The 12,578-nt window shown below is 64.4% G+C and carries 5 protein-coding genes and 2 pseudogenes; 3 read left to right on the forward strand and 4 right to left on the reverse strand.

Annotated features, from left to right (window positions below; translation table 11 throughout):
• Positions 1-18: 18 nt before the first annotated feature.
• Complete coding sequence (rmf, locus tag E6B08_RS08830) at positions 19-234, reverse strand: ribosome modulation factor (RefSeq protein WP_003248687.1); 216 nt, start codon at positions 232-234, stop codon at positions 19-21.
• 561 nt (positions 235-795) lie between these two features.
• Here rmf and rlmKL point away from each other — a divergent pair.
• Both rlmKL and E6B08_RS08840 read left to right on the forward strand, forming a co-directional pair.
• Positions 796-2,988, forward strand: coding sequence for a bifunctional 23S rRNA (guanine(2069)-N(7))-methyltransferase RlmK/23S rRNA (guanine(2445)-N(2))-methyltransferase RlmL (gene rlmKL, locus E6B08_RS08835; RefSeq protein ID WP_136913658.1), 2,193 nt, complete (start codon positions 796-798; stop codon positions 2,986-2,988).
• A 91-nt stretch (positions 2,989-3,079) separates the two neighbouring features.
• A pseudogene (locus E6B08_RS08840) lies at positions 3,080-5,448 on the forward strand (diguanylate cyclase).
• Between the two features lie 783 nt (positions 5,449-6,231).
• Here the strand turns inward: E6B08_RS08840 and dacB are convergent.
• Positions 6,232-7,688: pseudogene (gene dacB, locus E6B08_RS08850) on the reverse strand (D-alanyl-D-alanine carboxypeptidase/D-alanyl-D-alanine-endopeptidase).
• Positions 7,689-7,875: 187 nt separating this feature from the next.
• On the opposite strand from dacB, the gene E6B08_RS08855 reads away from it, so the two are divergent.
• Entirely contained in the window at positions 7,876-8,220 is a 345-nt protein-coding gene (locus tag E6B08_RS08855; protein WP_136913659.1) for a YggL family protein, read from the forward strand.
• Positions 8,221-8,265: 45 nt separating this feature from the next.
• Here the strand turns inward: E6B08_RS08855 and E6B08_RS08860 are convergent, their stop codons facing one another.
• Together E6B08_RS08860 and E6B08_RS08865 are read right to left on the reverse strand one after the other, a co-directional pair.
• Positions 8,266-11,880, reverse strand: coding sequence for a transporter substrate-binding domain-containing protein (locus E6B08_RS08860; RefSeq protein ID WP_136913660.1), 3,615 nt, complete (start codon positions 11,878-11,880; stop codon positions 8,266-8,268).
• Positions 11,881-11,889: 9 nt separating this feature from the next.
• Positions 11,890-12,510, reverse strand: coding sequence for a response regulator transcription factor (locus E6B08_RS08865; protein WP_136913661.1), 621 nt, complete (start codon positions 12,508-12,510; stop codon positions 11,890-11,892).
• Positions 12,511-12,578 lie beyond the last annotated feature (68 nt).

Genomic DNA, 12,578 nt, shown 5'->3' on the forward strand with positions numbered 1-12,578 from the left:
CGAATTCAATGTCCTCGTTCAGCCAACGGCGTGATTTTCGTTGAGTCTATGGATGCCAGCGGTGCCAGTCATTCCGTCCCAGTTATCACCGCGACCTTCGCGCCAGCCGTTGATCCAGGCTTGGCGAACTGAAGGAAGATTGAAGGGGCAAAGTTCGCGGGATTTGCCGGTGACCCCGTATTGGTAGCCACGTGAATATGCTCTTTCCAACGGATCACGCTTAAGTCTTCTCATAGGGTGTTGCCCTCACTTGTTGACTGTAATGTCCCGTCGGCCTCACTGAGGCCGGGCAGAGTCTTTCTGCCGGTTTGCGCTCGCTGCCGGCGTCGCGAGCTGAAAGTGCCGCCTCATTGCGAAGTGGCCTGAGACCAGTTCTATCGAAAGCAGATCGCCCTGGGAATGATCGATTTGTCATAAGGACGTAACCTTTCATAGGGTGAAAGGATAAGTAAATAAATGCGACTCAACCTTGTTTAGGCTAGAGCCGCCTATGATCGGGGTTTGCCCTGCACTGTTGGCGAATCGCCATGGGTGTTGGGCACTGCAGGAAATATCTAGTAATGCGACGAAGGGTCACATTGGCTCCCTGTCGTTGGAAATCTTTCGTACTGCCTGATGATCTAAGCTGTTTTTGCCACCCGGCAAGCAGCCCATGCACCAGGCGGCCCGGCCTGTCCTTCGCGCAGTACGCGCGGTGGCAGCCACCCGGACGCTTGCAAAAAGAGCGTTCGGGCAAACATCGGCAAGGCGATGCGTCGCCTCGTCACTCAAACAGCCCAAGGCTCTGGAAGACTCATGTCGGACCGTTTCGAACTCTATCTCACCTGCCCCAAAGGCCTTGAAGGCCTGCTTGCCGAAGAGGCCAGGAGCCTGGGCCTGGAGGATGTGCGCGAGCACACCTCGGCCATCCGCGGCGCCGCCGACATGGAAACCGCCTACCGCCTGTGTCTCTGGTCGCGCCTGGCCAACCGCGTGCTGCTGGTGCTCAAGCGCTTTGCCATGAAGAACGCCGACGACCTCTACGACGGCGTGCACGGGCTCGACTGGGCCGACCACCTGGCTGCCGATGGCACCCTGGCGGTGGAGTTCAGCGGCCACGGCTCCGGCATCGACAACACCCATTTCGGCGCGCTGAAGGTCAAGGACGCCATCGTCGACAAGCTGCGCAACCGTGAAGGCCTGCGCCCTTCGGTGGAGAAAGTCGACCCGGACGTGCGCGTGCACCTGCGCCTGGACCGTGGCGAGGCGATCCTTTCGCTCGACCTCTCCGGCCACAGCCTGCACCAGCGCGGTTATCGCTTGCAGCAGGGCGCTGCGCCGCTCAAGGAAAACCTTGCGGCAGCCGTGTTGATCCGCGCAGGCTGGCCACGCATCGCCGCAGCCGGCGGGGCGCTGGCCGACCCGATGTGCGGTGTGGGCACCTTCCTGGTCGAGGCGGCGATGATCGCTGCCGACATGGCCCCCAATCTCAAGCGCGAACGCTGGGGCTTCACAGCCTGGCTCGGCCATGTGCCGGCGCTGTGGCGCAAGGTGCATGAAGAAGCACAGGCGCGTGCCGAGGCCGGTCTGGCCAAGCCACCGCTGTGGATTCGTGGCTATGAGGCCGACCCGCGGCTGATCCAGCCGGGGCGCAACAACGTCGAGCGCGCCGGGCTCGGCGACTGGGTGAAAATCTACCAGGGCGAGGTCGCAAGCTTCGAGCCGCGCCCCGCCCAGAACCAGAAGGGCCTGGTCATCAGCAACCCGCCCTACGGCGAGCGCCTGGGTGATGAAGCCAGCCTGCTGTACCTCTACCAGAACCTTGGCGAACGCCTGCGCCAGGCCTGCATGGGTTGGGAGGCGGCAGTGTTCACGGGTGCGCCTGAACTGGGCAAGCGCATGGGCATCCGCAGCCACAAGCAATATGCGTTCTGGAACGGCGCCTTGCCGTGCAAACTGCTGCTGTTCAAAGTGCAGCCCGACCAGTTCGTCACCGGCGAGCGCCGCGATGCCCAGGCCGACGACGCCCAGCCACGTGCCCGCGAGGCGATTGCCAGCGAACCGGCGCGGCTGTCGGAAGGTGCGCAGATGTTCGCCAACCGCCTGCAGAGAAACTTCAAGCAGCTGGGTAAATGGGCCCGCCGCGAGCAGGTCGGTTGCTACCGTGTCTATGATGCCGACATGCCCGAGTACGCCCTGGCGGTGGACCTGTACCAGGACTGGGTGCATGTGCAAGAGTACGCAGCGCCACGTTCGGTAGATCCGGAAAAGGCCCAGGCGCGCCTGCTCGACGCCCTGTCGGCCATTCCCCAGGCATTGGGCGTCGACCCGCAGCGTGTCGTGCTCAAGCGTCGCGAGCGCCAGACCGGCACGCGCCAGTACGAGCGCCAGGGTACCGAAGGGCGGTTCATGGAAGTCGTCGAGGGCGGCGTGAAACTGCTGGTCAACCTCACCGACTACCTCGACACCGGCCTGTTCCTCGACCACCGGCCGATGCGCATGCGTATCCAGCGCGAGGCGGCCGGCAAACGCTTCCTCAACCTGTTCTGCTATACCGCCACGGCGACCGTGCATGCGGCCAAGGGCGGTGCGCGCAGCACCACCAGCGTCGACTTGTCCAAGACCTACCTGGACTGGGCCCGACGCAACCTGTCGCTCAACGGCTTCTCCGAGCGTAACCGGCTCGAACAGGGCGACGTGATGGCCTGGCTCGAGGGCAATCGCGACAGCTACGACCTGATCTTCATCGATCCGCCGACCTTCTCCAACTCCAAGCGCATGGAAGGAGTGTTCGACGTGCAGCGCGACCACGTGCAGTTGCTGGACCTGGCCATGGCGCGTCTGGCCCCGGGCGGGGTGCTGTACTTCTCCAACAACTTCCGCAAGTTCCAGCTCGACGAGCACCTGCTGGCACGCTACGCAGTGGAGGAGATCAGCGCCCAGACCCTGGATCCGGACTTTGCCCGCAACAACCGTATCCACCGCGCTTGGCGCCTGCAATTGCGCTGAGAGGGGCGGGGTTGCGCGGCTAATGGCCAATGGCTATAACTTGCTCAGGGCCAAGATAATTCGCAGGACGCTGACGTGACGAGATGGTGCTATGTCCAAGGTGCGTGCGAAGTGCTCTGGCCTGGGCAGGTTCAGCCTGCCGGCCTGGGGGGTTGCGCTGGTGGCGCTGGTGGCGGGTGGCTTGCTCTCGGCGGCGCTCGCCCTGGGAGCGCAGGATCTGTACAAGCAGAAGCTGCGCCAGCGCTTCGAGTGGCTGGCGGGCGAGCGCTATAGTCGGCTCGCCGAGCGACTCGATGAGCAAGAGCAGCGCCTGGATGGCCTGCGCCGCTTTTTCACCTACTCCGATGCCATCACGCCAAGCGAATTCGACGGCTATGCGCGGCCATTGCTGCAGCGCACCCAGGCCTATTCGTGGGCGCCGCGGGTCGAGCAAGGGCAGCGTGCCGAGTTCGAGCGTCGGGCCAGTGCCTGGCTTGGTCGCGATTATGTGATTCGGGATCGCGACGCCCAGGGCAACTGGCAACCGGCATCGGCGCGCCCGGTGCACTTTCCGGTGTTCTATACCCAGGCTGCCAATCTGCTCGGGCAACCCTATGGCTTGGACCTGGCTGGCCAGCCGCTGCGCCAGGCGACACTGGCGCGCGCCACGGTACCAGGCAGCATGGCTGTGTCGCCACCTCTGGACCTGATCAACATGCCGCCGGAGCACACCCGTGGGCTGTTGATGGTCGCTCCGGTGTTCGCCGAGGACCACGATGGCGGCCTGCCGTTGGGCTATGTGATGGCTGTGCTGAGCATGCGCCAGCTGCTTGGCGAGGGGCTTTCGGGCGCTGGTGACGACAACCTGGTGGTGCGCGTGGTTGACCCCTCCGGCCTTGGCGGTGGCGAAGTACTGTTCGACTCGGGCAATGCGCTGGCGCCGTTGTCGTTGTCCAGCGCTTACGTGTTGCACATGGCCGACCACCAATACCGGCTTGACTTACGCCCCAGCCAGGCTTTCCTCGCTGCCAATCGCTCTTCCGTCGCGCTGGTGCTCGCCGCTCTGGGGGCTTGTTGAGCCTGCTGCTCAGTGCCTTGCTCTACAACCTCTTCAGCCAGCGGCAGCGGGCATTGGCCGTGGTCGAGCAGCGTACCGCGCAATTGCGGGTCAGCGAGCAGTCGTTACGCGATACGCACAACCAGCTGCGCAGTGTGCTCGATGCCGCTACCCAGGTGGCTATCATCGCGACCAGCCTCAAGGGCCTGATCACCACCTTCAACGCCGGTGCCGAGCGCATGCTCGGTCACACCGCCAGCGAGGTGGTGGGGCGCGTGCATCTGGAGGAGCTGGTGTTGCCGGCCGAACTCCACAGGCGTGCCCACGCCTTGCACCTGCGCCACGGGCGCGAGGGCGAGGCGTTACTGCAAGAGGGCAGTGGCGAGCCCATGGAGTGGACGTTGCTGCGCAAGGACGGCAGCCAGTTGCTGGCCAACATGCTGGTGAGCGCGGTGCTCGATGAGCAGGGTTTGTGGGTGGGATACCTGGCGGTCTGCATCGATGTCACCGAGCGTCGCCGCGTGCACGAGGCGTTGGCCTCGCGTGATCGCCTGCTGGAAAAACTCAGCGACGAGGTGCCGGGGGGTATCTACCAGTATCGCCTGGATGCCGATGGCCACTCGTGTTTCCCTTATGCCAGCCAGGGGCTCTACGACATTTATGAAGTCGACCTGCAGGTGCTGCGCGAGGACGCCACGGCAGTGTTCGAGCGTATCCACCCCGACGACTTGGAGCGGGTGCGTCGTTCGGTGCGTTACTCGGCCGAGCACCTGACACCCTGGCGCGAGGAGTACCGGGTCTGCCTGCCGCGTGCCGGCCTGCGTTGGGTGCGTGGCGAGGCGACGCCTGAGCGCGGCAAGCAGCATGATTTCACGCTGTGGCATGGGTACCTGACCGACATTACCGATTTGAAGCGGGTCGAGGAAGAATTGCGAGCGCTGTCGGTCACCGATGCGCTGACCGGTATCCACAATCGCCGTTATTTCCAAGATCGCCTGAAGACCGAACTTGACCGAGCCCAGCGCGAAGGTACGGATCTGGCGGTGATCATGCTCGATATCGACCATTTCAAGCGCATCAACGATCGCTTCGGCCATGCGGCGGGTGACCAGGTGCTGCGCAGCCTGTGCCAGCGTATTGGCCAACGCTTGCGCCGTACCGATGTATTTTGCCGGCTGGGTGGCGAGGAGTTCATGGTGTTGTGCCCGGGAGCCAGTGCCGCGCAGGGGCGCATGCTGGCGCTCGAGCTGTGGCAGACCGTGAGGGGCATGCCGGTGGAGAGCGTTGGGCAGGTCACTGCGAGCTTCGGCGTGGCGGGCTGGCGCCCGGGGGAGGGCGCCGATGCGCTGTTGCTGCGTGCCGATTCCGGCGTGTATGCGGCCAAGCAGGCCGGACGCGACCGGGTCGAAGGCGGTCAGTCCTGAAGACCCTGCAGTGCCTGGCACGGGCTACGCCCGTGTTCGCAGGCAAGCCAGCTCCCACAGGGATAGCGCAGGGCCTGGAGGCGGAGATCATCCTGTAGGAGCGGGCTTGCCCGCGAATGGGCTACCGCAGTGCCTGGCACGGGCTACGCCCGTGTTCGCAGGCAAGCCAGCTCCCACAGGGATAGCGCAGGGCCTGGAGGCGGAGATCATCCTGTAGGAGCGGGCTTGCCCGCGAATGGGCCACCGCAGTGCCTGGCACGGGCTACGCCCGTGTTCGCAGGCAAGCCAGCTCCCACAGGGATAGCGCAGGGCCTGGAGGCGGAGATCATCCTGTAGGAGCGGGCTTGCCCGCGAATGAGCCACCGCGGTGCCTGGCACGGGCTACGCCCGTGTTCGCAGGCAAGCCAGCTCCCACAGGGATAGCGCAGGGCCTGGGGGCGGAGATCATCCTGTAGGAGCGGGCTTGCCCGCGAATGGGCCACCGCGGTGCCTGGCACGGGCTACGCCCGTGTTCGCAAGCCAGCCCCACAGGGATAGCGTAGTGCCTGGGGGCGGAGATCATCCTGTAGGAGCGGGCTTGCCCGCGAATGGGCCACCGCGGTGCCTGGCACGGGCTACGCCCGTGTTCGCAGGCAAGCCAGCTCCCACAGGGATAGCGCAGGGCCTGGGGGCGGAGATCATCCTGTAGGAGCGGGCTTGCCCGCGAATGGGCCACCGCGGTGCCTGGCACGGGCTACGCCCGTGTTCGCTGGGCAAGCCCGCCCGTACAGGTGCAACGCCGCCTCAGTTCGCCGCAGTGCTGTCAGCCACCTTGGGCTGGCGATACAGGTCCAGCAGTACCTGATCGAGCACTTGCGAGGCCCCCCAGGGTTTCGGGTCGTTGAGGATCGCCGCTACCGCCCAGGTGTGACCATTGTTGTCCCGGCTGAAGCCGGCAATCGCGCGCACCGTGTTCAGCGTTCCGGTCTTGATGTGCCCTTCGCCGGCCATCGCGGTGCGCTTGAGGCGTTTGCGCATGGTGCCGTCCATGCCCACCAGCGGCATCGAGCTGATGAACTCCGCCGAGTACGGGCTCTTCCAGGCTGCCTGAAGCAGAGCCGCCATCTCACGGGTACTGACCCGCTCGGCCCGCGACAGGCCCGAGCCGTTCTCCATCACCAGGTGCGGCGCGGTGATGCCTTTCTTGGCCAGCCACTGGCGCACTACTCGCTGCGCGGCTCGAGCGTCGTCGCCGTCGGCATCGGTGCGGAACTGCGCGCCGAGGCTGAGGAAAAGCTGCTGGGCCATGGTGTTGTTGCTGTACTTGTTGATGTCGCGGATCACCTCGACCAGATCGGGGGAGAAGGCCCGCGCCAAAAGGCGCGCGCTCTTGGGCACGTTCTCGACTCGGTCGCGGCCCTGGATGCTGCCACCCAGCTCGCTCCAGATCGCGCGCACGGCGCCGGCGGCGTAGGTGGGGTGGTCGAGCAGCGACAGGTAGGTCTGCGAGTTGCAGCCATCACCCAGCTGGCCACTGACCGTCACGCTGATGCCGTCGGCCTGGGGCACCGGGTTGTAGCGCACATCGCCTGTGCACTGCTTGGACGCCACAGGCTTGACCTGGTTGTCGATGCGGATACTGGCGATCGGCGGCTCGACCGCCACGGTAACCTTGCCACCGTCGTTACGGGTCACGAAACGCAGGGCCTTGAGGTTGACCATCAGCGAGTCGGGCTTGACCAGGAACGGCTTGTTGACGTCACCGCCGTCGTCATCGAATTGCGGCAGGTTGGGCTGCACGAAATGGCTGCGGTCCAGCACCAGGTCGCCGGTGACCGTACGCACACCGTTGGCGCGCAGGTCGCGCATCAGCAACCAGAGCTTTTCCATGTTCAGCTTGGGGTCGCCGCCACCCTTGAGGTAGAGGTTGCCGTTGAGCACGCCGTTGCTCAGGGAGCCATCGGTGTAGAACTCGGTCTTCCATTGAAAGGTCGGGCCGAGCAGTTCGAGCGCGGCGTAGGTGGTGACCAGTTTCATGGTCGAGGCCGGGTTCACCGACGCATCGGCATTGAATACCGTCGCGGTGCCCGGCCCGTCGAGCGGCAGCATCACCAGCGACAGGGCGTTGTCCTGCAGCTTGTTGGCCTTCAGGGCCTGTTGCACCTTGGGGGCAGGGTAGTGTTGACGGCAGCGGCCTGGCTGGGCATTGCCAGCGGCAACAGCAGGCTGGCAAGAAAGAGGGGACGGAGCGTTTTGATCATGTGTGATAAATACCCTGCGGACGAGGGAGAAAGACATTGGGGCTGTAAGGAATGATCACCCCAGGACGAAATATAGTGCGCATTATGCCCCAAGCGTGGCTGCGGTGAACCCTGTTCGACGGAAAAGGCCCGAACGGCAGCGGAAACTGGTAAAGTGCCGCGCGTTAATACTCAAGAGGATTGTTTCATGGCTACCAACCGTTCCCGTCGTCTGCGCAAGAAGCTGTGCGTCGATGAATTCCAGGAGCTGGGTTTCGAACTGAACCTGGATTTCAAGGAAGACCTGTCCGACGAAGCCATCGATGCCTTCCTCGATGCATTCCTGGCAGACGCCATGGATGCCAACGGCCTGGACTACGTCGGCGGCGATGATTTCGGCCTGGTCTGCAAGGCTGAACGCGGCTCGGTCACCGAAGAGCAGCGTGCCACCGTCGAAGCCTGGCTCAAAGGCCGTAGCGAACTGACCAAGGTCGAAGTCAGCCCGCTGCTGGATGCCTGGTATCCGGAAAAGCCGATCAACCCGGCTTCCTGATCCTGCTGGAGTGGCGCCAGGCTCCCATGCCGTGGCGCTGCCCCTTCAAAGCCCCGGCCCAACCTGCACAGGTTGGCCCAGGGCTTTTTCCACGCGGCGCATGTGCCGCGCCAGTGCCTGCCGACGCACCCTCAACTGCGTCACGCTCAACCCTTCTTCCTCCAAGGCCGCACAGGCCGCCATCATCGGTTTTGCCTCCAGCATCCGCGCCACGCTGAGGATCTTGTGTGCCTGCTCCACCAGCCCCCCTGCATCGCATTCGATAACCAGGGCCATCAGCGTGAGGTAGTCCTGGCGCAAGCTCTCGCGCACCGTGTCGAGGAACCGCTCGCGATCCTCTGCCACCAGGCCGACGACGGCGTCCAGGCCGCTGAGGTCGAACGGCCGATCAGTCGCCGGTCGCTCCAGTTGGCGCGGCAGTACGCGTGCGAGGTGCTTGCACAGGGTGGCCAGACTGATGGGCTTGAGCAGGCAATCGTCCATGCCTGCATCCAGGCAGCGCTGGCGTACTTCGGGCTGGGCATTGGCCGTGTAGCCGAGCAGGGTGCAGGGAGCCAAACCATGCTTGCGCTCATGGGCGCGTATCGCCCGGGCCAGTTGATAGCCGTTCATGTGCGGCATGTTGCAATCGACGATCACCACATCGAACTGGCCGTTGCGGAATGTCGCCAAGCCTTCGCGGCCGTCTTGCGCTGTGGTTTGTTGCAGGCCCAGGTGGTTGAGCTGGTGGGCCATCAACAACAGGTTGGCGGGGTGATCATCGATCACCAGTACCCTCAAGTGCGGGTTGGGTGAGACCAGGTATTCGGCTGGCCGGACCTCGGCCGTCGGCGCTTCGGCCCGGTACAGCGGCAGCGACAGGCGTACCTGGGTGCCGACACCCTGCAGGCTCTTCAGTTGCAGGCTGGCGCCCATCATCTCGGCGAGGCTGCGGCAGATGGCCAGGCCCAGGCCAGTGCCGGCGCGGGCGCCCTGGCTGTGCGGATTGGCTTGGGCGAAGGGGGTGAAGAGGCGTTGCATGTCATCGTCGTGGATGCCGATGCCGCTGTCGCGGACTTCCAGCAGCAGGCTCGGCGGATCCTCTTCACATGCATCGGGAACGCAGGCCTGGATGCGCACTTGGCCATGATCGGTGAACTTGATCGCATTGCTGACCAGGTTGGACAGGATCTGCTTGAGGCGCAGCGGGTCGAGCAGGGCATGGCAGCAGGCGCTGGGGGCGATCTCGGTCTCCAGTACCAGGCCCTTCTGCCGTGCCTGGCCCTCGAACACCCGCTCCACCGAAGCGATCAGGGCTGCCACGTCGACGGTCTCCGGCACCAGCGACATATGACCCGATTCGATCCTGGCAATGTCCAGGATGTCACCGATCAGGCCCAGCAGGTCGCGGCCCGACTGGTACGCGACGTCTAGCGCGGTGCGGTCGAGCTGGCCCTGTTCGGCACGCATGGAGGCTAGCTCGAGCATGCCAATGAGCGCATTCATCGGCGTACGAATCTCATGGCTGATGGTTGCCAGGAAGGTGCTCTTGGCGCGGTTGGCATCATCGGCTTGCTGCTTGGCCAGGCGCAGTTCCTCGACCAGTTCGCGGCGCTCGCTGATGTCGATCCAGCCGCCGATGATGCCCTGCACCTCGCCCAGTGAGTCGCGATAAGGCAGGATCCAGTGGTAGATGGTCATCTCCCGGCCGCGCACGTGCAGCGGTCGATCGAGGATCAGCGGTGTACCGGCGCGCATGACCTGCTGGTAGTCGGCTTCTATCTGCCTGGCATGCGCCGGGTCACAGAACGGGCTCTGCTCCAGACGCTTGCCGATCGCATCTTCGGCGCAGGCCTGCACGGCCTCCAGGTAGCTGTTATTGCAGCTCTGCAAATGCCCTTCACGGTCGCGCACGTACATGGGGTGGGGGGTGCCGTTGAGCAACGCTCGCATGAACGCCAGCTGATCGCCCAGAGCCCGTTCGGCCTGCTGGCGCTGGCGGATCTGCCGACGTAGCCGGGTGTTCCAGAGCACTGCAAGTACCAGCAATACGCCGGTGCCCAGCAATACTTGCACGGCCAGGTGGCGCAGTCGTTGCCAGCGCTTGTTGTCCGGCGGCCCGTAGCCGCGCCAGCGGTTGTTGATCACCCCCAACTCCTCTGGCGAGATGCTCGCCAGGGCCTTGTCCAGCACCGATGCCAATTCAGTGTCGTTGACACGCGTGGCCATCGCGAAGCTGGCAGGCTCGGTGTCGATGGCGCTGCGGATGATCAGCGCAGGGCTTTGGCTGATGGCATGGTTGGCATCGATGAGGGTGGTGATTACGGCGTCGACGGCGCCTGTCTCGAGCAGCGCGATCGAGTAGTAGGTGTTTTCGGTCTCGATCCAGGCGATTTGTGGAAAATCGCGAGCGAGCAGCTCGTCCAGCGTGCTGTAGCGGGTGATCGCGATGCGCCGCCCTTGCAGGTCGTCCAGTGAAGCGACCTGCTGCTGGTCATCACGGGTGACCAGCACCTGGGTGCTTTCGAGATAGGGGCGGCTGATGCGCAGGTGCTGGGCGTCAAGGTTGTCGCTGGCCAGCGCGGCGATCAGGTCGACCCGGCCACCTTCGAGGCGTGCCAGCATGTCGGCGGTGCCGCTGGCGCGTTGCACCTCGAAGCGCAGGCCGGTGCGCAGGCGAATCAGCTCGAGCAGGTCGGCGGTGACCCCGCGAAAATGGCCGCCGACGTCGAAGAACGATACCGGAGCGGCCGTCTCGTCGATGGCCACGCGCATCACCGGGTGTTGGCGTAGCCATTGGCTTTCGGCCGGGGTGAGTTGCAGCTGGCGATCGGTCAGCAGCAGGTCGCTGCCGGCGCTCCAGCGCTTGAAGATGCTGCCGTGCACAGCGCTGGGCTGGCTGTCGAGGGCCGTGTTCACCAGGGTGTGCAGCAGTGTGTCCTGGCTGCGCATGGCGAAGCCGAAGCCTACGGCCTCGTGCTTGCTGAAGTTGGCCATGCGCAGGCCGGGAAGGTGGCCCCGGTGCAGTTGGTAGTGGGTGGAAATGGTATCGCCGATGAACACATCGGCCTGGCCGAAAGCGACGGCATTGAGCGCTTGGGTGGTCGAACCGAACGCCATCAGCCTGGCCTTGGGGTAGGTGGTGTGGATCTCCTCGCTGGGCAGATAGTGGTCGAGCGTGCCCAGGCGCATGTCGGTCAGCCCGTCGTCGAGTGGACGCGTTTCATCCTCGCGAGTCACCAGCACTGGCTGGTCGACTGCATACGGGTGTGACAGCGCCAGGCCATCGACCGCCGCCTCGTAGCCATTGGCGCTGCCGAGCAAGTCGATGTCGCCGCGTTTGAGCGCGTCGACCGCGGCATTGCGGGAGGGGTAGCGCACCACCCGTATCGGAACCTCGAGCGCCTTGCCGATCAGGTGCGCGTACTCGGCTGTCAGCCCTTGGTAGTCACGCCCGCCCGTGGTGATATCGAACGGCGGATAGTCCGGGGCCGAGGTACCCAGCAGCAGTTGCCGGCGGCTCTGTAGCCAGCGCCGCTGGGGATCGCTCAGGGGCGGCTGGACGGGATTGGCTGTGGAACGTGGCAGCAGCATGTAGGGGGTGGGCGGCGGCTCGGAGGCCCGAGCCTCGGCGCCGACCAGTGCCAGCGCGAGCAACAGGTGGGGGAGGTAGCGTGGCATGTTCCGGCCTCAGACCAGCGCGTTGCGTTTGGCCATGTCGATCAGGTCGACGAGTGAGTTGACCTGAAGTTTCTGCATCAGGCGCTTCTTGTAAGTGCTGACGGTTTTGCTGCTGAGAAACATCCCCTGGGCAATTTCCTTGTTGGTGCGCCCCTGGGCGAAAAGTTGCAGCACCATCAACTCCCGGTCGTTGACCTGGCGGAACAGTTGCAAGTCGGCGTTGGTGCTCTCGTTGCCACCATTTATCGCCTGGCTGGGGAAGTAGTTGTAACCGGCAAGTACGGCCTTGATTGCGCTGAGCAGTTCGCCCAGGTCCTCCTGCTTGCAGACGTAGCCGGCCGCGCCCGAATGCATGCAACGCACGGCGAACAACGCCGGCGACTGCGCGGTGAGTACCAGCACCTTGAGTGGCAGGGACATCGACTGGAAGCGTGAAAGCACCTCCAGGCCGTCTAGCTTGGGAATGCTGATATCGAGGATGACCAGGTCTGGCTGGGCTTCGCGAACCATCTGCATGGCGTCGACGCCATTGTCCGATTCGCCGGCGATTTTGTAGCCTTGGTTTTCCAACAACATACGAACGGCCAGACGGATTACCGGATGGTCGTCGACAATGAATACGGAGTGCATATAAAACTTCCCTGCTGGCGGTGGCGAAAGGCAGATCGCACCTTAGCTCAGTTGGAAGTCGGCGGGCA

The sequence above is a fragment of the Pseudomonas putida genome (assembly GCF_005080685.1).
Classification (GTDB): Bacteria; Pseudomonadota; Gammaproteobacteria; order Pseudomonadales; family Pseudomonadaceae; genus Aquipseudomonas; species Aquipseudomonas putida_V.